This is a genomic window from Streptomyces sp. NPDC111802, assembly GCF_055634335.1.
The window spans coordinates 185137-212095 of record NZ_JBVKCZ010000003.1 but is presented as its reverse complement, the minus strand read 5'-3'; the positions used below and the strand labels follow the sequence as shown (position 1 = coordinate 212095).

The 26959-nt window shown below is 71.0% G+C and carries 20 protein-coding genes and 1 pseudogene; 16 read left to right on the top strand and 5 right to left on the bottom strand.

What is annotated here, in order from left to right; all coding sequences use genetic code 11:
• Positions 1-10: 10 nt before the first annotated feature.
• Genes ACZ7NC_RS04225 through ACZ7NC_RS04210 form a run of 4 tightly spaced genes read right to left on the bottom strand, consistent with a single transcriptional unit; the run spans position 11 to position 5598 of the window.
• Complete coding sequence (locus ACZ7NC_RS04225; protein WP_471484722.1) at positions 11-871, bottom strand: 2Fe-2S iron-sulfur cluster-binding protein; 861 nt, start codon at positions 869-871, stop codon at positions 11-13.
• Positions 868-2691, bottom strand: coding sequence for an NAD(P)H-dependent oxidoreductase subunit E (locus ACZ7NC_RS04220; protein WP_471484720.1), 1824 nt, complete (start codon positions 2689-2691; stop codon positions 868-870). Before ACZ7NC_RS04220 ends, ACZ7NC_RS04225 begins: the two co-directional genes overlap by 4 nt.
• A 5-nt stretch (positions 2692-2696) precedes the next feature.
• Positions 2697-4616, bottom strand: coding sequence for a molybdopterin oxidoreductase family protein (locus tag ACZ7NC_RS04215; protein WP_471484719.1), 1920 nt, complete (start codon positions 4614-4616; stop codon positions 2697-2699).
• Positions 4617-4626: 10 nt separating this feature from the next.
• Complete coding sequence (locus ACZ7NC_RS04210; RefSeq protein WP_471484717.1) at positions 4627-5598, bottom strand: 2-dehydropantoate 2-reductase; 972 nt, start codon at positions 5596-5598, stop codon at positions 4627-4629.
• A 249-nt stretch (positions 5599-5847) separates the two neighbouring features.
• Between ACZ7NC_RS04210 and ACZ7NC_RS04205 the strand changes: the two genes are divergently transcribed.
• The 4 genes from ACZ7NC_RS04205 (at position 5848) to ACZ7NC_RS04190 (ending at position 9209) form a co-directional block, all read left to right on the top strand.
• Positions 5848-7185 carry an OFA family MFS transporter gene (locus tag ACZ7NC_RS04205; RefSeq protein WP_471484716.1) on the top strand — a complete coding sequence of 446 codons (1338 nt, stop codon included), beginning with the start codon at positions 5848-5850 and terminating at the stop codon, positions 7183-7185.
• Positions 7160-7288 carry an MFS transporter small subunit gene (locus tag ACZ7NC_RS04200; RefSeq protein WP_383401126.1) on the top strand — a complete coding sequence of 43 codons (129 nt, stop codon included), beginning with the start codon at positions 7160-7162 and terminating at the stop codon, positions 7286-7288. The genes ACZ7NC_RS04205 and ACZ7NC_RS04200 overlap by 26 nt, the downstream gene beginning before the upstream one ends.
• A gap of 150 nt (positions 7289-7438) precedes the next feature.
• Positions 7439-8377 (top strand): beta-ketoacyl-ACP synthase III, encoded by a 939-nt coding sequence (locus ACZ7NC_RS04195; RefSeq protein ID WP_471484715.1) that lies wholly within the window; start codon positions 7439-7441, stop codon positions 8375-8377.
• 154 nt (positions 8378-8531) lie between these two features.
• Positions 8532-9209, top strand: a complete 678-nt coding sequence (locus ACZ7NC_RS04190; protein ID WP_471484713.1) for a GntR family transcriptional regulator — start codon at positions 8532-8534, stop codon at positions 9207-9209.
• A 51-nt stretch (positions 9210-9260) separates the two neighbouring features.
• On the opposite strand, the gene ACZ7NC_RS04185 is transcribed toward ACZ7NC_RS04190, so the two are convergent.
• Positions 9261-9761, bottom strand: a complete 501-nt coding sequence (locus tag ACZ7NC_RS04185) for a DUF4231 domain-containing protein (RefSeq protein ID WP_471484711.1) — start codon at positions 9759-9761, stop codon at positions 9261-9263.
• 302 nt (positions 9762-10063) lie between these two features.
• On the opposite strand from ACZ7NC_RS04185, the gene ACZ7NC_RS04180 reads away from it, so the two are divergent.
• The 12 genes and pseudogenes from ACZ7NC_RS04180 (at position 10064) to ACZ7NC_RS04125 (ending at position 26958) form a co-directional block, all read left to right on the top strand.
• Positions 10064-11245 carry an ROK family transcriptional regulator gene (locus ACZ7NC_RS04180; RefSeq protein ID WP_471484926.1) on the top strand — a complete coding sequence of 394 codons (1182 nt, stop codon included), beginning with the start codon at positions 10064-10066 and terminating at the stop codon, positions 11243-11245.
• Positions 11246-11357: 112 nt separating this feature from the next.
• Positions 11358-12878 carry a sugar ABC transporter ATP-binding protein gene (locus tag ACZ7NC_RS04175; RefSeq protein WP_471484710.1) on the top strand — a complete coding sequence of 507 codons (1521 nt, stop codon included), beginning with the start codon at positions 11358-11360 and terminating at the stop codon, positions 12876-12878.
• On the top strand, positions 12875-13894 hold the full coding sequence (locus tag ACZ7NC_RS04170) for an ABC transporter permease (protein WP_471484709.1): 1020 nt from the start codon (positions 12875-12877) through the stop codon (positions 13892-13894). Before ACZ7NC_RS04175 ends, ACZ7NC_RS04170 begins: the two co-directional genes overlap by 4 nt.
• Positions 13895-13911: 17 nt before the next feature.
• Positions 13912-14949 carry a substrate-binding domain-containing protein gene (locus ACZ7NC_RS04165; RefSeq protein ID WP_471484707.1) on the top strand — a complete coding sequence of 346 codons (1038 nt, stop codon included), beginning with the start codon at positions 13912-13914 and terminating at the stop codon, positions 14947-14949.
• A 280-nt stretch (positions 14950-15229) separates the two neighbouring features.
• Complete coding sequence (locus ACZ7NC_RS04160) at positions 15230-16486, top strand: Gfo/Idh/MocA family protein (RefSeq protein ID WP_471484924.1); 1257 nt, start codon at positions 15230-15232, stop codon at positions 16484-16486.
• Positions 16487-16520: 34 nt separating this feature from the next.
• The gene (locus ACZ7NC_RS04155) at positions 16521-17519 is read left to right on the top strand and encodes a sugar phosphate isomerase/epimerase family protein (protein WP_471484706.1); all 999 of its coding nucleotides are present in this window, start codon (positions 16521-16523) and stop codon (positions 17517-17519) included.
• Between the two features lie 340 nt (positions 17520-17859).
• Positions 17860-21582 (top strand): ThuA domain-containing protein, encoded by a 3723-nt coding sequence (locus tag ACZ7NC_RS04150; protein WP_471484705.1) that lies wholly within the window; start codon positions 17860-17862, stop codon positions 21580-21582.
• An 82-nt stretch (positions 21583-21664) separates the two neighbouring features.
• Positions 21665-22789 (top strand): annotated as a pseudogene (locus ACZ7NC_RS04145) (inositol-3-phosphate synthase); the annotation flags it as partial.
• A 269-nt stretch (positions 22790-23058) separates the two neighbouring features.
• Positions 23059-24027, top strand: coding sequence for an SCO3242 family prenyltransferase (locus ACZ7NC_RS04140; RefSeq protein ID WP_471484703.1), 969 nt, complete (start codon positions 23059-23061; stop codon positions 24025-24027).
• Positions 24024-24986 carry a sugar phosphate isomerase/epimerase family protein gene (locus ACZ7NC_RS04135; RefSeq protein ID WP_471484701.1) on the top strand — a complete coding sequence of 321 codons (963 nt, stop codon included), beginning with the start codon at positions 24024-24026 and terminating at the stop codon, positions 24984-24986. The genes ACZ7NC_RS04140 and ACZ7NC_RS04135 overlap by 4 nt, the downstream gene beginning before the upstream one ends.
• 278 nt (positions 24987-25264) lie before the next feature.
• Positions 25265-26035 carry an EboA domain-containing protein gene (locus ACZ7NC_RS04130; RefSeq protein ID WP_471484923.1) on the top strand — a complete coding sequence of 257 codons (771 nt, stop codon included), beginning with the start codon at positions 25265-25267 and terminating at the stop codon, positions 26033-26035.
• Positions 26035-26958 (top strand): TatD family hydrolase, encoded by a 924-nt coding sequence (locus tag ACZ7NC_RS04125; RefSeq protein WP_471484700.1) that lies wholly within the window; start codon positions 26035-26037, stop codon positions 26956-26958. Before ACZ7NC_RS04130 ends, ACZ7NC_RS04125 begins: the two co-directional genes overlap by 1 nt.
• The last annotated feature ends 1 nt before the right edge of the window (position 26959 follow it).

Sequence of the window (26959 nt, the reverse complement as noted above, 5' to 3'; positions counted from 1 at the left end):
CGTCCGTGCCTCAGTCCCGGTTCTGTACGTGCTGGTAGCCGAAGCGGCCCTTGATGCACAGGTTGCCGTGGGTCACCGGATTGTCGTGCGGCGAGGTGACCTTCACGATCTCATTGTCCTGCACGTGGAGGGTGAGGTTGCAGCCCACACCGCAGTACGCGCACACGGTGGTCGTCTCGGTCTGCTGCGACTCGTCCCAGGTACCCGCCGCCCGCATGTCGAACTCGGACTTGAAGGACAGGGCCCCCGTCGGGCACACCTCGATGCAGTTCCCGCAGTACACGCACGCCGAATCGGTCAGCGGCGCGTCGTGCTCGACCGCGATCCGCGCGTCGAACCCACGTCCGGCCACGGAGATCGCGAAGCTGTTCTGCCACTGGTCCCCGCACGCGTCCACGCACTTGTAACAGAGGATGCACTTGTCGTAGTCCCGGACGTACAGCTCGTTGTCGACCTTCGGCTCCTCGTTGAGTCGTGCCGCGTCCGCGCCGAAACGGTCCGGCTTCGCCTCGTACTCCTTGATCCAGCTGGCGACCTGCGGGGTCGTCGACAGATCCACCGAGGAGGCGAGCAGCTCCAGCACGATCTTGCGACTGTGCCGGGCCCGCTCGGTGTCGGTCCGCACCTCCATGCCGGCCTCGGCCTTGCGTGAACAGGCCGGGACGAGGGTCCGCGCCCCCTCGACCTCGACGACACACACCCGGCAGGCGTTCTTGGGCCTCAGGGTGTCCCCTTCGCACAGGGTCGGGACGTCCTTCCCGGCCGCCCGGCAGGCGTCGAGGATGGTCGAGCCCTCGGGGACCCTGGCCTCCTGCCCGTCGATGGTGAACTCCACCAGCCTGCGCGGCACACCCAGCGGTATCGCAGTCATTCGTAGGCCCCCAGTCGGTCGATGGCGGATTCCACGGCGTTCCACGCGGTCTGCCCCAGACCGCAGATCGAGGCGTCCCGCATCGCGCGGCCGACCTCCCTGAGCAGGGCGATGTCATCGGCGGCCGCCGCGCCGGTGCGCTCGGCGATCCGGTGCAGCGCCTCCTCCTGCCGGACGGTCCCGACCCTGCACGGCACGCACTGTCCGCACGACTCGTCGCGGAAGAACTCGGCGATGCGCAGCAGCAGCCGGGGCAGCGGGACGGTGTCGTCGAAGGCCATGACCACGCCGGAGCCGAGCGTCGTGCCCGCCTCCCGCGTGCCCTCGAAGGTGAGCGGGATGTCCAGCTCGTCGGCCCGAACGAAGCCGCCCGCGGCGCCGCCCAGCAGCACCGCCCGCAGTCCCTCGCGCACCCCGGCCAGCTCCAGCAGCTCGCCGAGCGTCGCGCCGAACGGAAGCTCGTAGATGCCCGGCCGCGCCACGCTCCCCGACACACAGAACAGCTTCGGCCCGGTGGACTTCGCCGTGCCGATCGCCGCGTACGCCGGTGCGCCCATGGTCAGGATCGGCAGTACGTTGACCAGCGTCTCCACGTTGTTCTCGACCGTGGGCCTGCCGAACAGGCCCTTCTCCACCGGGAACGGCGGTTTCGAGCGGGGCTCGCCCCGATAGCCCTCGATGGAGTTGAAGAGCGCCGTCTCCTCGCCGCAGATGTAGGCGCCCGCGCCCCGGCGGATCTCGATGTCGAAGGCGTAGCCCTGGCCGAGGACGTCGTCGCCGAGGAAGCCACGCGCGCGTGCCTGCGCGATCGCGTGCTCCAGGCGGTGCAGGGCGCGTGGGTACTCGCCGCGCAGATACAGATAGCCCTGGTGCGCGCCCGTCGCGTACGCCGCGATGGTCATCGCCTCGACCAGCGCGTACGGGTCGCCCTCCATGATCACGCGGTCCTTGAAGGTGCCCGGCTCCGATTCGTCGGCGTTGCAGACGAGGTAGTGCGGATGGTCGGGCTGCGACGCCGTGGCCTGCCATTTGCGGCCGGTGGGGAAGGCGGCGCCGCCGCGCCCGACCAGGCCGGAGTCGGTGACCTCGCGGATGACTCCGGCGGGACCGAGCTCGAAGGCCCGGCGCAGTGCGGTGTAGCCGCCGTGGGCGCGGTAGTCGTCCAGCGACGAGGGGTCGACGACCCCGACGCGGCGCAGGAGGGACAGTGCGGGATCTCCGGCCTGAGGTACCGCCATCGCCGCCGGCGGCTCCTGCGGCGCCGAGTCCGGGGCGCTCGCGGCGAGGACGGCGTCGTGCACGGTCGCCGGTGCCGAGACCGCCGTACGCACCGGATCCCCCGCCTTGATCGCGAGCGCCGCCGGGGCGCGTTCGCACAGGCCCAGACAAGGGCTGCGCTGCACGCTCACCCCGCTTGCGAGTCCGAGCCGTGCCTCGATCCCGGCGCACAGCTCGCTCGCCCCGGCGGCCGCGCACGCGAGGTCCGTGCAGACGTGGAGCACGGTGGCGGGGCGGGGCTTGACCGAGAACATGGCGTAGAAGGTGGCGACGCCGTACGCCTCCGCCGGCGGCACCGTCAGCCGTCGGCAGAGGTAGTCGAGGGCGCCCTCGCTGATCCAGCCGATCCGGTCGTTGATCGCGTGCAGCCCCGGCAACAGCAGGTCGCGGCGGTCCCGGGCCTCGCGGCCGCCCCTGGCCCACCTGAGGTCGGCGTCGGAACGGTCGGCGCCCTCCCAGGAGGACTCCGGAGGTCCGAGCAGGGCGTCGACGGCGGCCCGTTCGTCGTCCGTCGGTTTGCTGTCGCCGAAGTGCAGGTCCACTTACGTCACCTCACGATGGTCGCGACGGGGAGCTTCTCGATCCGGATCGCCGATGCCTTGAACTCGGCCGTCCCCGCGATCGGGCAGTTCGCCTCGATCGTCAGCTGGTTGGTGTCCACCTCGTCGGGAAAGTGCATGGTCATGAAGGCGAGGCCGGGCCGCAGCGCGGTGTCGACCCACACCGGCGCGACGACCGAACCGCGCCGCGAGGTCACCTGGACCTCCTCACCGACGACGACCCCGTACCGCTCGGCGTCCTCCGGGCTGATCTCGACGAACTCGCCGCGCCGCAGCGGGGAGGCGAAACTCCCGGTCTGCACACCGGTGTTGTACGAGTCGAGCCGCCGCCCGGTGGTGAGCCGGACCGGGTACTCCTCGTCGGTGAGGTCGACCGGCGGATCGTGCTGGACAAGACCGAACGGCGCCGGCATCCCGCGCTCCGCCGGGTCCTTCTCCCACAACCGGCCGTGCAGATAGGTCGGTTCGAGCCGGTCGGTGGTCGGGCACGGCCACTGGATGCCCTGGTGGTGCTCCAGTCGTTCGTACGTCATCCCGTAGTGGTCCGGGGAGACCGAGCGCAGTTCGTTCCAGACCGCCTCGGCGTCGGCGTACTTCCAGTCGTGGCCGAGTCGCGCCGCCAGTTCGCAGATGATGTCGATGTCCTCGCGGGCCTCGCCGGGCGGGGTGACCGCCCGCCGGACCCGTTGAACGCGCCGCTCGCTGTTGGTGGTCGTGCCGTCGGTCTCCGCCCACCCGGCGGTCGCGGGGAGGACGACGTCCGCCAGCTCGGCCGTCTTCGTCAGGAAGATGTCCTGGACGACGAGGAAGTCCAGCTGCCGCATCCGCCGTACGGCCTGTTCGCTGTCCGCCTCCGACTGCGCCGGGTTCTCGCCGATGCAGTAGACGGCCTTGAGCTCGCCCTCCTCCATCGCCTCGAACATCTCGGTGAGGGTGAGGCCGTAGTGGGGCTGGATCACCGTGTCCCAGGCGGACTCGAACTTCAGGCGGGTGTCGGGGTCGAGGATGTCCTGGAAACCGGGCAGGCGGTTGGGGATCGCGCCCATGTCGCCGCCGCCCTGGACGTTGTTCTGGCCGCGCAGGGGCTGGAGCCCGCTGCCGTAGCGGCCGACATGCCCGGTCAGCAGGGAGAGGTTGATCAGCGCGCGGACGTTGTCGGTGCCGTTGTGGTGCTCGGTGATGCCGAGGGTCCAGCACAGCTGGGCGCGTTCGGCGCGGGCGTAGGCGTGCGCCAACTCCCTTATGGCGGCGGCCGGTACACCCGTCACCTTCTCGGCGAGCGACAGCGTCCACGGCTCGACGAGCGCCTTGTACTCCTCGAAGCCGCTGGTCGCCCGCTCGATGAACGCCTCGTTCGCGAGTCCCGCGTGGATGATCTCGCGGCCGATGGCGTGCGCCATCGGGATGTCGGTGCCGACGTTCAGCCCCATCCAGCTCTCCGCCCACTCGGCGGTGGAGGTGCGGCGCGGGTCGACGGCGTACATGCGGGCGCCGTTCCTGATCCCCTTCAGTACGTGCTGGAAGAAGATCGGGTGCGCGAAGCGGGCGTTGGAGCCCCACATCACGATGACGTCGGTGTGCTCGATCTCCTCGTACGAGGAGGTGCCCCCGCCCGATCCGAAGGCCGCCGAGAGTCCGGCGACGCTCGGCGCGTGACACGTCCGGTTGCAGGAGTCGACGTTGTTGGTGCCCATGACGACGCGGGCGAACTTCTGCGCCACGTAGTTCATCTCGTTGGTCGCGCGGGCGCAGCTGAACATGCCGAAGGCGCCGCGATTGCGTTCGATGCCCCGGGCCGCCCGGTCCAGTGCCTCCTCCCAGGTCGCCTGCCGGAACGGCTCATCGCGGGAGTCCCGTACGAGCGGATGCGTCAGCCGGGTGTAGGTCTTCGGTTGCCGTTTCCTCATACGACGCTCCTCATGCGGCGCTCCTCAGTGCGAGCAGGTCCGAGATGGCGTGCACGGTGCGCAGGGTGGGCACCGACACGCCGGTGATCTCCGCCAACTCGACGACCGCCGCGAGGAGTACGTCGAGTTCGAGCGGCTTGCCGCGCTCCAGGTCCTGGAGCGTGGAGGTGCGGTGGTCGCCGACCCGCTCGGCGCCCGCGAGCCGGCGCTCGATGGAGACACCGACCTCGCAGCCGAGGGCCTCGGCGACCGCGAGCGTCTCGGTCATCATGGTCTCGATGACCTTGCGGGTCCCGCCGTGCAGGCACATCTGCCGCATGGTGGCGCGGGCCAGCGCGCTGATCGGGTTGAAGGAGATGTTGCCGAGCAGCTTGAGCCAGATGTCGTTGCGCAGGTCGGTTTCGACCGGGCACTTGAGCCCGCCCGCGATCATGGCCTCGCTGAGGTCCAGACAGCGCTTGGACAGGCTGCGGTCGGGTTCGCCGATGGAGAACCGGGTGCCTTCCAAGTGCCGTACGACTCCCGGGGCTTCGAGTTCGGTGGCGGCGTAGACCACACAGCCGACGGCCCGTTCGGGCGCGAGCACCGCGCTGACCGCGCCGCCCGGGTCCACGCTCTCGACGCGGTGGCCGTCGTGCGGGCCGCCGTGCCGGTGGAAGTACCACCAGGGGATGCCGTTCTGGGCGGCCACGACCGCTGTGGTGTCGTGCAGAAGGGGCTTGATCAGCGGCCCGCACGCCGCGTACGAGTTGGCCTTCAGACCCAGAAAGACGAAGTCGACCGGGCCGATCTCGGCCGGGTCGTCGGTGGCGTGGGCGCGGGCGGTGAAGTCGCCGCGCGGACTGAGCACCCGCACCCCGTGCTGCCTCATGGCCGCGAGATGCGGTCCACGGGCGATCAGGTGCACGTCGGCGCCGGCGCGATGCAGCGCGGCTCCGACGTAGGCGCCGATGGCACCGGCGCCGAGGACAGCAACTTTCACTTCGGAACGCTCCGTTCGGTCGAGGGAGTACCGCGGAGGTGGCTGGGAAGTAACGCCCGATCGAGTCGAATCTCGTCGACTGAATATTGTCTACAGTATGGATAGAGGGTCAGCAAGGGTTCGCGCACGGCGTTCCCCATGGGTTTCCGGACGGTGTTCGACCGTTCGTCGCCTCCTGGATACCGCTCACCGCATACGGTCGACGTGCCGCCTTCTCAACTCCTTTGGTCATCCCTACCGTTCGGGATCATGAGTCCACCGCTCGCATCTCCGGGATGGAGCCGCTGGCTGGTTCCGCCCGCCGCTCTGTCGGTCCATCTGTCCATCGGCCAGGCCTACGCGTGGAGCGTGTTCAAGCCTCCGCTCGAGTCCGCGCTCGGGCTCAGCGGCACGCAGAGTGCGCTGCCGTTCCAGCTCGGCATCGTCATGCTCGGCCTGTCGGCCGCGTTCGGCGGCACGCTGGTGGAGCGCAACGGCCCGCGCTGGGCGATGACGGTCGCCCTGATCTGCTTCTCGTCCGGCTTTCTGCTCTCCGCGCTCGGCGCGGCCACCGAGCAGTACTGGCTGATCGTCCTCGGCTACGGCTTCGTCGGCGGCATCGGCCTCGGCATCGGCTACATCTCACCGGTCTCCACCCTGATCAAGTGGTTCCCCGACCGGCCGGGCATGGCCACCGGCATCGCGATCATGGGCTTCGGCGGCGGCGCGCTCATCGCCTCGCCCTGGTCCGCGCAGATGCTGGAGTCATTCGGCAGCGACAGCTCCGGGATCGCCCTGGCGTTCCTGGTGCACGGGCTGTCGTACGCCGTCTTCATGCTGCTCGGTGTGCTGCTGGTCCGGGTGCCGCGCACCGAGAAGCCGGTCGGCGACGGGCCCAGCGTCTTCGACGGACCGCAGGTGTCCGCCCGCGACGCCGTGCGCACGCCGCAGTTCTGGTGTCTGTGGATCGTGCTCTGCATGAACGTGACCGCCGGCATCGGCATCCTGGAGAAGGCCGCGCCGATGATCACGGACTTCTTCTCGAACACCTCCACACCGGTGTCGGTGTCGGCCGCCGCCGGCTTCGTCGCCCTGCTGTCCGCCGCCAACATGGCCGGCCGGATCGGCTGGTCGTCGACCTCCGACCTGATCGGCCGCAAGAACATCTACCGCCTCTATCTGGGTGCGGGCGCGCTGATGTACGGGCTGATCGCACTGGCCGGCGACTCCTCGAAGCCGCTGTTCATCCTGTGCGCGCTGGTGATCCTGTCCTTCTACGGCGGCGGCTTCGCGACGATCCCCGCGTATCTGAAGGACCTGTTCGGGACCTACCAGGTGGGCGCCATCCATGGGCGGCTGCTCACCGCCTGGTCCACGGCCGGTGTCCTCGGACCGCTGATCGTGAACTGGATCGCCGACCGGCAGGAGGAGGCGGGCAAGAGCGGCTCGTCCCTGTACACGCTGTCCCTGATCATCATGATCGGGCTGCTGGTGGTGGGCTTCGTCGCCAACGAACTCGTCCGGCCCGTCCACCCGCGTCATCACATTCCCGCCCCGGCGTCGAAGGAGAAGGAGGCCGCCGATGTCCAGCGACAGCAGTCCGCCTAGCCGACGGGGGCTGATCGCCTTCGCCTGGGTGTGGGTGGGGGCGCCGCTCGCGTACGGGCTCTACGAACTCGTACAGAAGGCGACGCAGCTGTTCACCGGGTAGGCGTTCGGGAGTTGTCCGGGCGTCCGATGGTCTGATTGAAGCTGACAACACGGGCGCCCGATTCCTGTGGCATCACGTGCCGTCGTACCCGTGAGTCACTGATCAGACTGGTGAATCCCGCTACCCGAGGCCCGAGGGGGACCACCATCGATGAACGGCTCGCGCATCGCCGCCGTCGGCCACTACCAACCCGCCAGGGTGCTGACCAACGAGGAACTGGCGGGCATGGTCGACACCAGTGACGAGTGGATCACGACCCGGGTGGGCATCCGCACGCGGCACATCGCCGGGCCCGACGAGCCGGTCGACGAGCTCGCCGCGCATGCCGCGGCCAAGGCGCTCGCGGCGGCGGGCCTCACGCCCGGCGACATCGACCTGGTCCTGGTCGCCACCTCCACCGCCATCGACCGTTCCCCGAACATGGCCGCCCGGGTCGCGGCCCGGCTCGGCATTCCCTCGCCCGCCGCGATGGACGTCAACGTCGTCTGCGCCGGCTTCACCCACGCCCTGGCCACGGCCGACCACGCCGTCCGGGCGGGGGCCGCGTCCCGGGCGCTGGTGATCGGCGCCGACAAGATGTCCGACGTCACCGACTGGAGCGACCGCACGACGTGTGTGCTGGTCGGGGACGGGGCGGGAGCGGCCGTGGTGGAGGCGTCCGACGAGGCTCGCATCGGGCCGGTGCTGTGGGGTTCGGTGCCTGAGATGGGGCACGCGGTGCGGATCGAGGGACAGCCCGCGCGGTTCGCGCAGGAGGGGCAGAGCGTCTACCGCTGGGCGACGACGCAGTTGCCGGCCATCGCCCGCAGGGCCTGCGAGAAGGCGGGCCTCGCGCCCGAGGACCTCGCCGGAGTCGTGCTGCACCAGGCCAACCTGCGCATCATCGAGCCCCTCGCCCTCAAGCTCGGCGCGGTCAACGCCGTGGTCGCGCGGGATGTCGCCGAGTCCGGGAACACCTCGGCGGCGAGCATTCCGCTGGCGCTGTCCAAGCTCGTGGAGCAGGGGCGGATCTCGACCGGCGACCCCGTGCTGCTCTTCGGGTTCGGCGGGAACCTGTCGTACGCGGGGCAGGTCGTCCGCTGTCCCTGACGTCCGGGCGCTCGGCCGGTGTGACGTGGCCGACTCGCCGTTTCCCTGGCCTTTGTGCGCCGTAGACTGTAGACGAAAGACAATCGATACTGGCTTTCCAGTGACGACCGGCCACGGGATGCGGTCGCCCGGCGTTCGCCCAGGAGGGGAACCGATGTTGTCGACAGGACTACCGCAGGGTGCGGTGCCCAAGCTCGAACGGCCCGGCCCGCTGCGCGACCGCGTCTACGAGGCGCTGCTCGAACTCATCACGACGCGCGCCCTCCAGCCCGGCCAGCATCTGGTCGAGAGCGAACTGGCAGGTCACCTCGGCGTGTCGCGCCAGCCGGTGCGTGAGGCGCTGCAGCGGCTGAACACCGAGGGCTGGGTCGATCTGCGGCCCGCGCAGGGCGCGTTCGTGCACGAGCCGACGGAGGAGGAGGCCGACCAGCTCCTCACCGTCCGCACCCTCCTGGAGGCCGAGGCCGCCCGGCTCGCCGCGGCCCACGCCGACAGCGCCGGCATCAAGGCGCTTGAACAGCTGTGCGCGGAGGGCGAGAAGGCCGTCGCCGCCGACGACGTGGACGGCGCCGTCGCCCTCAACGCCCGCTTCCACGCGAAGATCATGGAACTCGCGGGCAACGCGGTCCTCGCCGAGCTGGCCGCCCAGGTCGACCGCCGGGTCCGCTGGTACTACACCCCGGTCGCCCGCCAGCGCGGGCACCAGTCCTGGATCGAGCACCGGGGGATGATCGCCGCGATCACCGAACGGGACGAGGCGCGGGCCACGCAGCTGATGCGGGAGCACACGGAGCACACGCGGCGGTCGTATCACGCACGGGGCGACTCCTGACGTAGTCGCCGTGGTGCCGGGCGCGGTGTTCAGGAGCGCGCCGTTCCACGGTCATGGCAGCGCATTGGTCCCCGTGGGCTCCGTGCGGGGGGCGGCCAGCTGGACCCAGGTGCCCATCTCCCGCTGCTCGATGAGGGTGACGGCCGCGGCGAGTGCCTGGTCGCGGGTCTCGGGGGCGGCGTACTGTTCCGCCCCCGTGTAGTAGAGGCGGCGTTCCGCCTCGACTGCCTCGCGAGCCTGGCTGAAGCGCAGGTAGTCGTCCTGCCAGTGGAAGGTCGAGCGCAGACCGGTGATCACTACGACGATGCCGCCCAGGACCGCGGGGATCTCGGCGTTCCTGGACCACAGGACTGCCGAGACCGGGATCGCGGCCGAGATGATCAGCAGCAGGGTCTCGGAGAGACGGAAGTTGCGGCGCGCTCTGACGGCGGCGCCGTGGTACCAGTCGTACGAGCCGTTCGCCAAGCGCATCGCGTAGCCGGGGCCGGCTTCGGGTGAGCCGCCTGACCGGGGCGTCGTCGTCGGTTCGTCGGTCGAGGATTCCTGAGCCATCCGCGCTCCCCCCAAAGCACCTGCTGTCGGCAGGGAAAGAGTAGCCAACCACACTCCGTTGCAGGTCTCTTGGCGCAGATCGCCGATCAGCTGGGGTGCCCCCGAACCCGCCCGATGGTGTCGTTCCCCGGAGCCTGGGGCTCGCCTTTGTCCTGTGAGTGGAGAAAGTTGACAGCAATCTCTGCGCAAGTTCTTCCCACTCCCGGCAGCCACTGCTACGTTCCCCTCGAAAGCAGGCCACCGAGGTGGCCGAAACTCGGCGCGTACAGGCCGATTGAGGCGGGGAGGGGCTCGTGAGACGTATGACGGCGCGACCCGCGAACGCTCATCAGGCCAAGCTGCTCCGGCTGTTGCGCGACGGGGGGCCCAACTCCCGGGCGCAGCTGGGCGATCAGATCGACCTCTCGCGGTCCAAGCTGGCCGTGGAGGTGGACCGGCTGCTGGAGACGGGTCTGGTCGTGGCCGACGGACTCGCCGCCTCGCGCGGTGGGCGCCGCTCCCACAACGTCCGGCTCAACCCCGGGCTGCGCTTCCTCGGCGTCGACATCGGCGCGACCTCGGTCGACGTCGCCGTCACCAACGCCGAACTGGAGATCCTCGGTCACCTCAACCAGCCCATGGACGTCCGCGAGGGACCGGTCGCGGTCTTCGAGCAAGTGCTCTCCATGGCCGCGAAGTTGAGGGCCTCCGGGCTCGCGGAAGGGTTCGACGGCGCCGGCATCGGCGTCCCGGGACCGGTCCGCTTCCCGGAGGGCGTCCCGGTGGCTCCGCCGATCATGCCGGGCTGGGACGGCTTCCCGGTGCGGGAGGCGCTCAGCCAGGAACTCGGCTGCCCGGTCATGGTCGACAACGATGTGAACCTCATGGCGATGGGGGAGCAGCACGCGGGCGTCGCACGCTCCGTGGGCGACTTCCTCTGCGTCAAGATCGGCACCGGCATCGGCTGCGGCATCGTCGCGGGCGGTGACGTGCACCGCGGTGTCACCGGCAGCGCGGGCGACATCGGGCACATCCAGGCCGTGCCCGACGGCCGCCCCTGCGCCTGCGGCAACCGGGGCTGCCTGGAGGCTCACTTCAGCGGGTCGGCCCTCGCCCGGGACGCCGTGGAGGCGGCCCAGCAGGGGCGGTCGGACGAACTCGCCTCGCGACTTGAGGCGAACGGCACCCTGACCGCCGTCGACGTCGCCGCCGCGGCCGCCGCGGGCGACGCCACCGCGCTCGACCTGATCCGTGAGGGCGGCAACCGCGTCGGGCAGGTCATCGCCGGACTCGTCAGCTTCTTCAACCCCGGCCTGGTGGTGATCGGCGGCGGGGTGACCGGCCTCGGCCACAACCTGCTCGCCGCGATCCGCACCCAGGTCTACCGCCAGTCGCTGCCCCTCGCGACCGGCAACCTACCCATCGTGCTGGGGGAGTTGGGCCCCACCGCCGGCGTCATCGGCGCGGCCCGGCTCATCAGCGACCACCTGTTCTCACCCGCGTAAGCCACTGAGTCCGAACGGCTCACCGGTACCGCACCTCGCACAGCGCTCAGCCCTGCCCTGCCCTGCTTCGCCCTGCCCTGAAACCGGCCCGCACGCCCGCCAAGGGGACCTCATGGCATCAGAACCACCGCTGCTCAGCATGTCCGGCATCACCAAGTCGTTCCCCGGAGTCCGCGCCCTCGACGGCGTCGACCTCGATGTCCAGGCCGGTGAAGTGCACTGCCTGCTCGGCCAGAACGGCGCCGGCAAGTCCACGCTCATCAAGGTCCTCGCCGGCGCCCACCAGCCCGACACCGGCACCATCCGCTGGCGCGGCGAGGAGGTCACCCTCCGTTCGCCCATCGCCGCGATGCGCCTGGGCATCGCCACCATCTACCAGGAACTCGACCTGGTGGAGCACCTGTCGGTGGCCGAGAACGTCCACCTCGGCCATGAGCCCACGGCCGCCGGGTTCGTCGTACGCGGAAAGGTGGCGCGGGCATCAACGGCCCAGCTTCTCAAGCGACTTGGGCATCCCGAGATCGACCCGGGCCGGCTCGTGGGGGAGCTTTCGGCGGCCCAGCAGCAGATCGTCTCCATGGCGCGGGCGCTCTCCCACGACGTTCGGCTGATCGTGATGGACGAGCCGTCCGCCGCCCTCGACCCGGACGAGGTCGACAACCTCTTCCGCATCGTCGGCGGTCTCACCTCCACCGGCGTCGCGGTCGTCTACATCTCGCACCGGCTGGAGGAGATCCGCCGGATCGGCGACCGGGTGACCGTGCTGAAGGACGGACGGGCCGTCGCGGGCGGCCTCCCCGCGAAGTCGACGCCGACCCGCGACGTCGTGGCGATGATGACGGGACGCAACGTCGAATACGTCTTTCCCGAGCGTCCGGCGAAGGACGCGACGGGCGGGAAACCGCTGCTGGAGGTGCGGGGCCTCGCCCGGGACGGTGAGTTCGAACGCCTCGACCTGACCGTGCGGCCCGGTGAGATCGTCGGGCTCGCGGGACTCGTGGGCTCGGGGCGCTCCGAGATCCTGGAGACGATCTACGGCGCCCGCAGGCCGACCGCCGGTCAGGTCCTCGTGGACGGACGGGCGCTCAGGCCGGGCAGCGTACGGGCCGCCGTGCGCGCCGGACTCGGGCTCGCCCCCGAGGAACGCAAGGCGCAGGCACTGCTGATGCTGGAGTCCGTCACCCGCAATGTGTCGGTGTCCTCCATGTCCCGCTTCTCCCACGGCGGTTGGATCGACCGTGCCGCCGAACTGGGGGCCGCGCGGGCCGCGACGCGCGAGCTTTCGCTACGGCCCGACAACCCGTCGGTGCCGGTGCGCACGCTCTCCGGCGGCAACCAGCAGAAGGCCGTCCTGGCCCGCTGGCTGCTGCGCGGCTGCCGTGTCCTGCTGCTCGACGAACCCACCCGCGGCGTCGACGTCGGCGCCCGCGCCGAGCTGTGTGCCGTGGTCCGGCGGCTGGCCGACGAAGGCCTCGCCGTGCTGCTGGTCTCCAGCGAGGTGCCCGAGGTACTGGGCCTCGCCGACCGCGTCCTGGTGCTGCGCGGGGGCCGTGTCGTACACACGGCGCCCGCGCGCGAACTCGACGAACACCGCGTACTCGACCTCGTCATGGAAGGAAGCCCGGCGTCATGACGCAGCACGCCTCCCCGCCCCGGGACAGCACCGGCAAGGTGCCGTCGGCCGGTGCGGCGCCCGCCTGGCGCGGCCTGATGGCCCGCGCCGACGTGCGCACCCTCTCCCTGCTCGGCGTCCTCGCCGCGCTGATCGTCATCGGCGGCATCACCAAGCCGGACGAGTTCCTGGACACCCGCAACCTCCAACTCGTCCTCACCCAGGCCTCCGTCATCGGCGTCGTCACCGTCGGCATGACCTTCGTCATCACCTCCGGCGGCATCGACCTGTCCGTCGGCGCCATCGTCGCGCTCGCCTCGGTGTGGGCGACCACGGTGGCGACCCAGGAGTACGGCTTCGCCGGCATCCTCTTCACGGCCGTGATCGTCGGCGTGGGATGCGGGCTGGTCAACGGGATGCTGATCGCGTACGGCGGCATGGTCCCGTTCATCGCCACACTCGCCATGCTGGCCTCGGCACGCGGACTCGCCCTCCAGATCACCGACGGCAAGACGCAGATCGTCACCATCCCCTCCGTGCTGGACCTCGGCGAGCGCGACGCGTATGTGCTCGGCATACCGCCGCTGGTCATGGTGTTCGCGGTCGTGACGATCATCGGCTGGCTGATCCTGAACCGCACGACCTTCGGGCGCCGCACGGTCGCCGTCGGCGGCAACGCGGAGGCGGCCCGGCTCGCCGGCATCGACGTCCGCCGCCAGCGGCTCTACCTCTACCTGCTGTCCGGACTGTGCTGCGGCATCGCCGCGTTCCTGCTGATCATCCTGTCCGGCTCCGGCCAGAACACCAACGGCAATCTCTACGAACTCGACGCCATCGCGGCCGCGATCATCGGCGGCACGCTGCTCAGCGGGGGCCGCGGCACCATCGTCGGCTCCGTGCTCGGTGTCCTGATCTTCACCACGATCACCAACATCTTCGCCCTGAACAACCTGCAGAGCGACGTCCAGCAGATCGCCAAGGGCGCGATCATCGTCGCCGCCGTGCTGGTCCAGCGCCGTACCGCAAGCACGACCTGAGGAAAGGGTTCACCGTCATGCCAGAGCTCACCAGTCGCAGAGGGCTGCTGTTCGGGACCGCCGCCATAGGAGCCGGTGCCCTCCTCGTGGGTTGCACCAGCAACGAGTCCGACGACGAGCCGGCCGCGAACGACCAGCCGGCCGCCGACGACAAGCCCGGCAAGGCCGTCACCATCGGCTTCGCCGGACCGCAGGCCGACCACGGCTGGCTCAATGCGATCAACGACAACGCCAAGAGCCGGGCGAAGAAGTACTCGGACGTCACCTTGGAGATCACCGAGGGGTCGAACGACACCGCCGCACAGATCGGCCAGATCGAGACCCTGATCAACAAGAAGGTCGACGTTCTGGTGGTGCTGCCCGCCGACGGCAAGGCACTCACCCAGGTCGGCCTGAAGGCGATGCGCGCGGGCATCCCGGTCATCAACCTCGACCGGATCTTCAACACCCCGCAGGCGTACCGCTGCTGGATCGGCGGCGACAACTACGGCATGGGCCTCAACGCCGGCCACTACATCGGCGAGAAGCTCAAGGGGAAGTCCGACGCCAAGGTCATCGAACTGGCCGGCCTGGACAACCTGGAGCTGACCAAGCAGCGCACGCAGGGCTTCGACGACGCGCTGAAGAACTACCCCAACATCAAGAAGGTGGCCCGTCAGGCGGCCGAGTTCACCGTCGAGTCCGGGCAGGCCAAGATGGCCCAACTCCTCCAGGCCCAGTCGAAGTTCGACGCCCTGTGGAACCACGACGACGACCAGGGCGTGGGCGCGCTGCGCGCCATCGAGCAGGCCGGGCGCGACGACTTCCTGATGGTCGGCGGCGCGGGCGCGCTGTCCGCGTTCCAGGCGATCAAGCAGGACGACGGCGTCCTCAAGGCCACCGTCCTGTACCCGCCGACGATGGCCGCGTCCGCCATCGACCTGGCCCGTGCGCTGGGCCAGGGCAAGGGCGTCGGCGGCATGGCCGAGTTCGAGATCCCCGCCTCGATCACGCTCTACTCGGCGGTCGTCGACAAGGACAACGTCGACCAGTACATGCCCACCGGCTTCAAGTGAGGCGCACCCTGCCCGACGGGGCTCAGGGGTCCGTCGGGCAGGGCCGGGAGCGTTCCGTGGATCGAGCCGACGTGGGCCGCTGGGGTGTGGAGGGTTCGGGTGCGGGCCCGTACGGCAGGCGGTCAGGGCCGTATGGCGTGGTCGCGGCGGCCCGCGGTCCGGACTGTGCGGCATGCCGTCGGGACCCGACGACACGGCTCGGACCCGTGCGACGGCCGACGAGGTCCGCAGCGCGCTCCCCAACCCCCCACCGCGGCACGACGACGAGGAGGACCATCGCATGGGACAGCCGCAGCAGCCCGACGAGGCGGAGGCGGAGGCACGGGCCCCCCACACCGAGGCGGGAGTGCAAGGCCCGAAGGCCGGTAAGCCACCACTGCGCGTCGGCATGGTCGGCTACGCCTTCATGGGCGCCGCCCACTCGCAGGGCTGGCGCACCGCCGGCCGTGTCTTCGACCTCCCTCGCAACCCGGTCCTGGCCGCGATCTGCGGACGGGACGCGACGGCCGTGCACGCGGCGGCGGAGCGGCACGGCTGGGAGTCGGCGGAGACCGACTGGCGTGCGCTGATCGCGCGGGACGACATCGACCTCGTCGACATCTGCACGCCGGGCGACAGCCACGCCGAGATCGCGCTCGCCGCGCTCGCCGCGGGCAAGCACGTCCTGTGCGAGAAGCCCCTCGCGAACAGTGTCGAGGAGGCCGAGGCGATGGTGACGGCGGCCGAAGCGGCGTACCGGCGCGGCCAGTTGGCGATGGTCGGCTTCAACTACCGCCGGGTGCCCGCCACCGCGCTGGCCCGCAGCATGGTCGCCGAGGGCCGCCTCGGCACCCTGCGCCATCTGCGGGTGACGTACCTTCAGGACTGGCTCGTGGATCCGGAGTTCCCGCTGACCTGGCGGCTGCGCAAGGAGCTGGCCGGTTCCGGCGCGCTCGGCGATCTGGGCGCGCACATCATCGACCTGGCGCAGTACCTGGCGGGGGAGCAGCTCGGCGGGGTGTCCGCCCTGACGGAGACCTTCGTGAAGGAACGCCCGCTGCCCGGCGGACCCACGAGCGGCCTCTCCGCCGTCTCCGCGAACGGGACCGGGCAGGTCACCGTCGACGACGCCGCCCTGTTCACCGGCCGCTTCCCGTCCGGCGCCCTCGCCTCCTTCGAGGCCACCCGCTATGCCACCGGCCGCAAGAACGCCCTGCGGGTCGAACTCAACGGTTCACAGGGGTCGATCGCCTTCGATCTGGAGCGGCTGAACGAACTCTCCTACCACGACGGCACGGAGCCCGGAGCGCGCGCCGGGTTCCGCCGCATCCTCGTCACCGAACCCGACCACCCCTACCTCGACGCCTGGTGGCCCCCGGGCCACGGTCTGGGCTACGAGCACACCTTCGTCCACCAGGCCCGCGACCTGGTCCACGCCATCGCCGAGGGCCGGCAGCCCGAGCCCTCCTTCGCCGACGGGCTGCAGGTGCAGCGCGTCCTGGCGGCGGTGGAGGAGAGCGCCGAGAAGAACTCCGTCTACACCCCCATAGCGGTCTGATACACCCGAGAGCGGCCTGAGGAGGCTGACGCGCATGCCGCGTACGTTCACGCTGTTCACCGGCCAGTGGGCCGACCTGCCGCTGGAGGAGGTCTGCCGGCTCGCCCGCGACTTCGGCTACGACGGGCTCGAACTCGCCTGCTGGGGTGACCACTTCGAGGTCGACAAGGCCCTCGCGGACCCGTCGTACATCGACTCCCGCAAGGCCCTGCTCGACAAGTACGGCCTCAAGTGCTGGGCCATCTCCAACCACCTCGTCGGGCAGGCGGTCTGCGACGCCATCATCGACGAGCGCCACCAGGCGATCCTGCCGGGCGAGGTGTGGGGCGACGGGGACCCGGAGGGGGTGCGCAGGCGGGCCGCGGAACGCATCAAGGACACCGCGCGGGCCGCGGCCGCCTTCGGCGTCGACACCGTGATCGGCTTCACCGGCTCCGCGATCTGGCATCTGGTCGCCATGTTCCCGCCCGCGCCCGAGTCGATGATCGAACGCGGATATGAGGACTTCGCGACGCGCTGGAACCCCATCCTGGACGTCTTCGACGAGGAAGGCGTGCGGTTCGCGCACGAGGTCCATCCCAGTGAGATCGCCTACGACTACTGGACGACCTGGCGGGCCTTGGAGGCCGTCGGGGGCCGTCCCGCCTTCGGCCTGAACTTCGACCCCTCCCACTTCGTGTGGCAGGACCTCGACCCGGTCGGCTTTCTCTGGGACTTCCGCGACCGCATCTACCACGTCGACTGCAAGGAGGCCCGCAAGCGCCTCGACGGCCGCAACGGCCGCCTCGGCTCCCATCTGCCGTGGGGCGACCCGCGCCGGGGCTGGGACTTCGTCTCGGCCGGGCACGGCGACGTCCCCTGGGAGGACGTCTTCCGGATGCTGCGCTCCATCGACTACCAGGGCCCGATCTCCGTCGAGTGGGAGGACGCCGGCATGGACCGGCTCCAGGGCGCCCCCGAGGCGCTGACCCGCCTGAAGGCATACGACTTCGAGCCGCCCAGCGCGTCCTTCGACGCCGCGTTCAACAGCTGAACCACGCACCCGACGCAGGTCGGGGCCGGGGACCGACAACACCGCCGGTCCCCCCTCCGACCTGCACGGATCCTGCTTTGTCCTGTGCTGGGAGAAAGTTCAACCGAGTCTGACGCAAGGGGTGTTCGCCCCGGACGGACGCGGTTACCGTCCCTGAAGTGTTCAGGACACACGAAAGCGTTCAGGACACACGAGAGCGTTCAGGACACACGAGAGCGTCCAGGACACACAGGAAAGTGTTCATGGCGCACATGCCTCCGGGGTGACGGCGCACCCCGGCGCCCGCACCGCACGTCTTCGCACCCACCCAGTACGGCTCACCCGTTCCCGGAGGGACTTCGTGCACAGAACGAGACCCAGAAGCACCCGCACCCCGAGGCGTCCCAGGCTTCGCACCACCCTCGCCCTGTTCACCGGCCTGCTCCTGGCCGTGGGCGCCCCGGCCACCGTCGCCGGCGCCCACCCCGGCCACCCGGAGCACGACGAACCGGCCGCCGCCGAAGGGCAGTTCCAGCAAGTGCCGCTCGCCAAGGGCGAACCCGAGATGGGCGAGCCGATGTCGCTCGCCGTGCTCCCGGACCGCAGCGTGCTGCACACCTCGCGCGACGGCACCCTGCGCCTCACCGACCAGGGCGGCGTCACCAAGGTCGCCGGCAAGATCCCCGTCTACAGCCACGACGAGGAAGGCCTTCAGGGCGTCGGCATCGACCCGGACTTCAAGAACAACCGGGCGATCTACCTGTACTACGCCCCGCCGCTGGACACACCCGCGGGCGACGCCCCGGAGTCCGGCACCGCCGAGGAATTCAAGAAGTTCGACGGCGTCAACCGCCTCTCCCGCTTCGTCCTCAACGCCAACGGCACGCTGAACACGGCCAGCGAGAAGAAGGTCCTGGACGTCGCCGCCTCCCGCGGCACCTGCTGCCACGTCGGCGGCGACATCGACTTCGACGCGGACGGCAACCTCTACCTGTCGACCGGCGACGACACCAACCCCTTCTCCTCCGACGGCTACACCCCGATCGACGACCGCGAGGGCCGCAACCCCGCCTTCGACGCCCGCCGCAGCTCCGCCAACACCAACGACCTGCGCGGCAAGATCCTCCGTATCAAGGTCGCCGAGGACGGCTCGTACACCGTCCCGGAAGGCAACCTCTTCGCCCCGGGCACGGAGAAGACCCGTCCCGAGATCTACGCGATGGGCTTCCGCAACCCGTTCCGGATGAGCGTCGACGACAAGACCGGCATCGTCTACGTCGGCGACTACGGCCCCGACGCGGGCGCCGCCAGCCCCAGCCGGGGCCCGGCGGGACAGGTCGAGTTCGCCAAGGTCACCAAGGCCGCCAACTTCGGCTGGCCGTTCTGCACCGGGAACAACGACGCCTACGTCGACTACGACTTCGCCACCGGCACCTCCGGCGAGAAGTTCGACTGCGCCGCCCCGAAGAACACCTCGCCGTACAACACGGGCCTGGTCGACCTGCCGCCCGCGCAGGCCGCCTGGATCCCGTACGACGACGGCTCCGTGCCCGAGTTCGGCAGCGGCTCCGAGTCCCCGATGGCCGGCCCGGTCTACCGCTACGACCCGGACCTCGACTCCAAGGTGAAGTTCCCCGAGGCCTACGACGGCGACTTCTTCGCGGGTGAGTTCGGCCGCCGCTGGATCAAGCGGATCGAGCAGACCGCGGACGGTTCCGTCGCGAAGATCAACGACTTCCCGTGGACCGGCACCCAGATCATGGACATGGAGTTCGGCCCCGACGGCGCGCTCTACGTCCTCGACTACGGCATCTCCTGGTTCCAGGGCGACGAGCACTCCGCGCTGTACCGGATCGAGAACGCCGAGGACGGCTTCTCACCGATCGCCGAGGTGAGCGCCGACAAGACGTCCGGAGCGGCCGGCCTGAAGGTCACGTTCACCGGTTCCGCCAAGGACGCCGACTCCCCGGACCTCACCTACAGCTGGGACTTCGGCGACGGCACCAAGGGCGAGGGCCTCAACCCCACCCACAAGTACACAAAGGTCGGCACCTACACCGCCACCTTCACCGCCAAGGACCCCGAGGGCAACACCGGCAACGCCAGCACCCGGATCGTGGTCGGCAACACCGAGCCCAAGGTGAGGATCGACGTCCCGGGCAACGGCACCCTGGCCGAATTCGGCAAGCCCGTCCCGTTCAAGGTGACCGTCACCGACCCCGAGGAGACGATCGACTGCTCCAAGGTCAAGGTCGTCTACAGCCTCGGCCATGACTCCCATGCCCACGAGCTGACCAGCGAGATGGGCTGCGAGGGCACCCTGAAGCCGCCCGCCGGTGACGGCGGACACGACCCCAACGCCGACATCTACGGCGTCGTCGGCGCCAGTTACACCGACGGCGGGGCGAACGGCCAGGAGGCCCTGACCGGCACCGCCCGCGCCGTCCTCCAGCCGCTGCACCGCCAGGGCGAGCACTTCACCACCCAGTCGGGCGTGTCGATCATCGACAAGACCGGCGCCAACGGCGGCAAGACCGTCGGCGACATCAACGACGGCGACTGGATCTCCTTCACCCCCTACCGGTTCGACGGGCAGAAGAAGATGACCGTGCGGGCCTCCTCCGGCGGCGCGGGCGGCTTCATCGAGCTGCGCACCGGTTCGCCCGACGGACCGCTGCACGGCTCGGCCTACATCCCGCCGACCGGCAGCTGGGAGACCTTCCAGAACGTCGACGTGCCGCTGCGGGCCCTGCCCAAGCGCACCACGGAGATCTACCTGGTCTTCAAGGGCGGTGAGGGCGCGCTGTACGACGTGGACGACTTCGAGTTCTCCACCCAGCCGTTCAAGGGCGGCAAGAAGGTCCTGGTCTTCTCCAGGACCGCCGGCTTCCGGCACGACTCCATCCCGGCCGGCATCGCCGCCCTGAAGGAGCTCGGCGCCCCGGCAGGCATCACGGTCGACGCGACCGAGGAGGCCCGGCAGTTCACCACGACCAACCTCGCCAAGTACGACGCGGTGGCCTTCCTGTCCACCACCGGTGACGTCCTCAACGCCGAGCAGCAGACGGCGTTCGAGAACTACGTGGCGGGCGGCGGCGGATACATGGGCATCCACGCCGCCGCCGACACCGAGTACGACTGGGCGTTCTACGGCGGCCTCGTCGGCGCCTACTTCGACTCGCACCCGGCCATCCAGAAGGCCACCGTACGCGTCGAGGACCACGACCACCCGTCGACCGCGCACCTGGGCGACACCTGGGAGCGCACCGACGAGTGGTACAACTACCGCACCAACCCGCGCGAGCAGGCCAAGGTCCTCGCCACCCTGGACGAGACCACCTACCAGGGCGGGAACATGAAGGGCGACCACCCGATCGCCTGGTGCCAGAGCTACGGCGGCGGCCGGTCCTTCTACACCGGCGGCGGCCACACCAAGGAGTCCTACGCCGAGGAAGCCTTCCGGGCCCATCTGCTGGGCGGCCTCCAGTACGCCACCGGCCAGGTGAAGGCGGACTGCAAGCCGAACAAGGACTACCGGAAGATCTTCAACGGCCAGACCCTGGACGGCTGGAAGCAGGCCGGCCCCGGCAAGTTCAACGTCAAGGACGGCACCCTGGAGTCCGAGGGCGGCATGGGCCTGCTCTGGTACCAGGCCAAGGAGCTGAAGTCGTACTCGCTCAAGCTCGACTGGAAGATGCGGGGCGACGACAACTCCGGGATCTTCGTGGGCTTCCCGGCCTCCGACGACCCCTGGTCCGCCGTGAACAAGGGCTACGAGATCCAGATCGACGCCACGGACACGCCCGACCGCACCACGGGCTCCGTCTACTCGTTCAAGTCGGCGGACATCAAGGCCCGTGACCAGGTTCTGCGGCCGCCCGGCCAGTGGAACTCCTACGAGATCAAGGTCCAGGGCGAACGCCTCCAGGTGTTCCTCAACGGAGTCAAGATCAACGACTTCACCAACAAGGACCCCGCGCGGAGCCTGACCGACGGTTACATCGGCCTCCAGAACCATGGCGCCGACGACCAGGTCTCCTTCCGCAACATCCAGTTGAAGGAACTGCCCGTCAAGGGCGACTGAACGGCGGCGGGCGGGGGACGCCGGACCCCCGCCCGCCGTCTCCTTCCCACCCCCGGGTTCGCGCACGACCAGGAGGCTGCCCATGTCCGCGTCCCTCTCCCGACCGCGTGTGGGGGTGTGGCTGATCGGAGCCCGAGGCTCCGTCGCCACCACCGTCGTCACGGGGTGCGCCGCCGTCGCCGCGGGACTGCACCCGCCCACCGGCATGGTGACCGAGACCGCGGCGTTCACCGACAGCGGCCTGCCCGCGCTGTCCGACCTCGTCTTCGGCGGCCACGACACCCTCGACTGTCCCCTGCCCAAACGCGCCGAGACCCTGACCGCCGGCGGCGTGCTCCCGCCGGGCGTCGCCACCGCCGTCGCCGCCGAACTCGCCGCTGCGGACGGAGAGATCAGGCCCGGCGGACCGGTCTCGGGTGACACCAGGAGCGAGGCCGAACTGATCACGGCCTTCGCCGACGACATACGCGACTTCGTACGCCGCCGTGAGCTGGAGCGGGCCGTGGTGGTGAACGTCGCCTCCACCGAACCCGCGTCCCTGGGCCCCGACGCCCCACTGCCGGCCAGCACCCTGTACGCGCTGGCGGCCCTGCGCGCGGGCTGCCCGTACGTCAACTTCACCCCGTCCGAGGGCATGCACCACCCCGTCGCCGCCCGCGAGGCCGAGCGGAGCGGCCTGCCGTACGCCGGCCGGGACGGCAAGACCGGGCAGACGCTGCTGCGGGCCGTGCTGGGCCCGATGTTCGCGCAGCGGGCGCTGACGGTCCGGGCTTGGTCCGGCACGAACCTGCTGGGTGGCGGTGACGGCGCGGCCCTCGCCGACCCGGCAGCCGCCGCGGCGAAGAACGCCGGCAAGGAACGCGTCCTCGCCGACACCCTCGGCACGGTCCCCGAGGGCGAGGTGCACATCGACGACGTCCCGGCCCTCGGCGACTGGAAGACCGCCTGGGACCACATCGCCTTCGACGGCTTCCTGGGCACGCGCATGATCCTCCAGACCATCTGGCAGGGCTGCGACTCGGCGCTCGCGGCACCCCTGGTGCTGGACCTGGCCCGGCTCACCGCCCGCGCCCACGAGGCCGGCCTGACCGGCCCGCTCGGCGAACTCGGCTTCTACTTCAAGGACCCGCTGGGCGACGGACCGGCGAGCCTGGCAGAGCAGTACGCGACGCTGACCGGCCTGGCGGAGCGGCTCCGCACGGCGGGTACCGGCGAGACCGCTGGCGCTGGCGCTGGTCAGGGCGAGGGCGGCGGGGAGGCTGTCGCACGGGGCGCCTTTCCGCGGGGGGCGGCTGAGGGGGCGGCCGCCCTGAGCGCTGGTCAGGGCGAGGGCGGCGGGGAGGCTGTCGTACGGGGCGTCGATCTGCGGGGGTCGGCTGAGGAGGCTGTCGAACGAGGCGCCGGTCACCGCGAGGCCGCCGAGGAGGCTGCCGTACGGGTCGTCGATCCGTGCGAGCCGGCTCCGGGGGAGCGGCCGTGAGCCGTAGCCGTGCCTGGGCCGAACTGCTGCGGCTGCCCGCCCTGTTCACCGTCCCCGGCGACGCCCTGAGCGGTGCCGTCGCCGCCGGGGCCCGGCCCCATCCCCGCACCCTGCTCGCCATCGGCTCCTCCCTCTGCCTCTACGAGGCCGGCATGGCCCTCAACGACTGGGCGGACCGCGCGGAGGACGCCGCCGAACGCCCGCACCGCCCCCTGCCCTCCGGCCGCATCCGGCCGTCCTCCGCCTTCACGGCGGCCTGCGCCCTGACCGCCGCCGGGCTCGGCCTGGCCGCCGGGGCCGGACGCCCGGCCCTGGCGGTGGCCGCACCCCTGGCCGCCACCGTCTGGGCGTACGACCTCGCCCTGAAGCACACGCCCGCCGGCCCCGTGGCCATGGCCGCCGCCCGCGGCCTCGACCATCTCCTCGGCGCCGCCGCAACAACCGGCCGTCCGCGGGAGGCACTGCCCTCAGCCGCTCTCCTCGGCACCCACACCCTCGCCGTGACGACCGTGTCCCGCCGCGAGACCCAGGGCGGCACGTCCCTGCCGCCGCTGGCCGCCCTCGCCGTGACGGCTGTCCTCACCCGGCTCATGGCACGCGGCGCGCGCGGCCCGACGGGAGCCACGTACACCGGTGCCGCCACCGCTACCGCTGCCGAATCCGCCACCGGCATCGGTAAGGGCCGCCGGACCCCCACACACGAGGGGGCTGGACCCACGCTCGACGGGGCCCTGCGCACCGCCCTGGCCACCGCCTACGCCGCCACCGCCGGCCGCCCCTACACCCACGCCGCGCTCAATCCCTCACCGCCACTGACCCAGCGCGCCGTCGGCGCCGGCATCCGCGCCACCATCCCGCTCCAGGCGGCCCTCGCGGCCCGCGCCGGATCCGGGCTCACCGCCGTGGCCATCGCCGCGCTCGCCCCGATCGGACGGAAGTACGCGAAGAAGGTGAACATCACATGAGCCCGCGGCCCAGCCCGGCGCACGTCCCCGCCGAACCGTCCTCCCACCCCACCCCTCTCCGCTTCGGCTACGGCACCAACGGCCTCGCCGACCTCCGGCTCGACGACGCCCTCGCCCTGCTGGCCGACCTCGGCTACGACGGTGTCGGCCTGACCCTCGACCATATGCACCTCGACCCCTTCGCCCCCGACCTGCCCGCCCGCACCCGCCGGGTCGCCCACCGCCTCGGCGAACTCGGGCTGGGCGTCACGGTGGAGACGGGCGCCCGCTACGTGCTCGACGCGCGCCGCAAACACGGCCCCTCCCTGCTGGACCCGGAGCCCGACGACCGCGCCCGCCGCGTCGACCTGCTGTTGCGCGCCGTCCGGGTCGCCGCCGACCTCGGCGCCCACGCCGTGCACTGCTTCAGCGGCACCCTTCCGCCCGGCACTGACGAGGACACGGCGTGGAAACGGCTGGCCGACAGCCTCACCCCCGTCCTGGACGCCGCGGCGGCGGCCGGTGTGCCGCTCGCCCTCGAACCGGAGCCCGGCCACCTCGTCGCACGCCTCGACGACTTCCACCGCCTGCGCCGCACCCTCGGCGACCCGGACCCGCTCGGCCTCACCCTCGACATCGGCCACTGTCAATGCCTCGAACTCCTCTCGCCCGCCGACTGCGTACGCGCCGCCGCGCCCTGGCTGCGGCACGTCCAGATCGAGGACATGCGCCGCGGCGTCCACGAACACCTCCCGTTCGGCGAGGGAGAGATCGACTTCCCGCCCGTCCTGGAGGCCCTCGCCGCCGGCTACCAGGGCCTGACCGTGGTCGAACTGCCCCGCCACTCCCATGCGGGCCCTCACTTCGCCGAACTGTCCCTCCCGTTCCTCCGCAGCGCCGAGGCCACGGCCACCCGATCACCCAGCCCTGTCCCACCGCACGGCGATCCCTCCGCCACCCCCGAAGGGAGCACCACATGAGCCAGCCCCGCATCAACCCGGCAACCCCGGGCGCGGCAACGGAGAACCGAACGAACGCCGAGACCCGAACCGGCGCCCAGTCCCGAACGCGCGCTGAGAGCCGGGTCGGCGGCGAGAGCCGAGCCGGGGACGGAGCCGACGTCGGAGGCAGGGCGGGCGCCGAAGCGCGAGCCGGCACCGGGGACGGAGCCCACGTCGGAGGCAAGGCCGGCACCGGGGGCGGGCCGGGTACCGAGGGGCGAGCGAGCGCGGAGGGCCGGGCAGGAGCCGGGGACGGAGTGGGCGGCGCCGACGGTCGAGGCCGCACCGAGGGCAGACCGGGCGCCGAAGGCCACGCAGATGCCCCGAACCCGTCGGCGACCCCAGGCACCCCCCTCCCCGTCCCCCTCCCCCCACCCACCGACCTGCGCGCCCACCTCACCGCCCGCCTCGACTCGGCCCCCCGCGCCTGGCTGCGCCGGGCCCTCGACGAGGCCGCCGCGAACCCCGGTACTCATGGACCCATCTCCGTCTGGGAGTTGCGCATCGCCGAGGCCGGCCGCCGCTGTGGCGCCGAGTACGCGGATGCCGCCCGCGTCCTCATCCTGCACGCGGCCCGCGCCGACGCGGACGCCCTCACCCGGGTCTACTTCCAGGGCACAGCCGCCGAACGCCGCGCCGTCCTGCACGCTCTGCCCCACCTGGTGCCCGGCCCGGAAGCCCTCCCGCTCATCGAGGACGCCTTGCGCACCAACGACACCCGGCTCCTCGCCGCCGCCGTCGGCCCCTACTGCGCCCGGCACCTCGACCCCCACCAGTGGCGGCACGCCGTCCTGAAGTGCCTGTTCACCGGTGTCCACGTCGACACCGTGGCCGACCTGGACCGCCGCGCCCACCGCGACGCCGAACTCGCCCGCATGCTCGGCGACTACGCCGCCGAACGCACTGCGGCCGGCCGTCCCGTACCCGAAGACCTGCACCGCGTCCTGACCTTGACCGACCCCACGGCCACCCCACCCGCGCCCGCCGCCTCGCGCGGCAGCCGCGGCACCGACGGCAAGGAGTCCTGATGCGCCTCTTCGACCCCCACATCCACATGACGTCGCGCACCACCGACGACTACGAGGCCATGCACGCCGCCGGCGTCCGCGCCGTCGTCGAGCCCTCCTTCTGGCTGGGCCAGCCCCGCACCTCTCCCGCCTCCTTCCTCGACTACTTCGACTCCCTCCTCGGCTGGGAGCCCTTCCGCGCCGCCCAGTACGGCATCGCCCACCACTGCACACTCGCCCTCAACCCCAAAGAGGCGAACGACCCACGCTGCGCCCCGGTCCTGGAGGAACTGCCTCGCTATCTCGTCAAGGACCAGGTCGTCGCCGTCGGTGAGATCGGCTACGACTCGATGACCCCGGCCGAGGACAACGCCCTGGCCGCCCAGCTCCAGCTCGCCGCCGCCCATGAACTTCCCGCGCTCGTCCACACCCCGCACCGCGACAAGCTGGCGGGTCTGCGTCGCACCCTCGACGTCGTCCGGGAGTCGGCACTGCCCCCGGACCGCGTCCTGGTCGACCACCTCAACGAGACAACGGTCAAGGAGGCCAAGGACAGCGGCTGCTGGCTCGGCTTCTCCGTCTATCCCGACACGAAGATGGACGAGGAGCGGATGGTCGCGATCATCCGCGAGTACGGGCCCGAGCAGGTGCTGGTGAACTCCGCCGCGGACTGGGGCCGCAGCGACCCCCTCAAGACCCGCAAGGTCGCCGATCTGATGCTCGCCGAAGGCTTCGGCGAGGACGACGTCGACCGGGTGCTGTGGCGCAACCCTGTCGCCTTCTATGGACTCAGCGGCCGCCTCACCCTCGACATCGCGACCCCGGAAGCGACCCACGAGGGCAACTCCATCCTCCGTGGTGCCCCGAAGGACCCCGAAGAGGGACCGGCTCGCGCACCAGGAGAGCGGGAGGACCCGACCGCCGCCCCCCTTCCGGGAGCGTGAG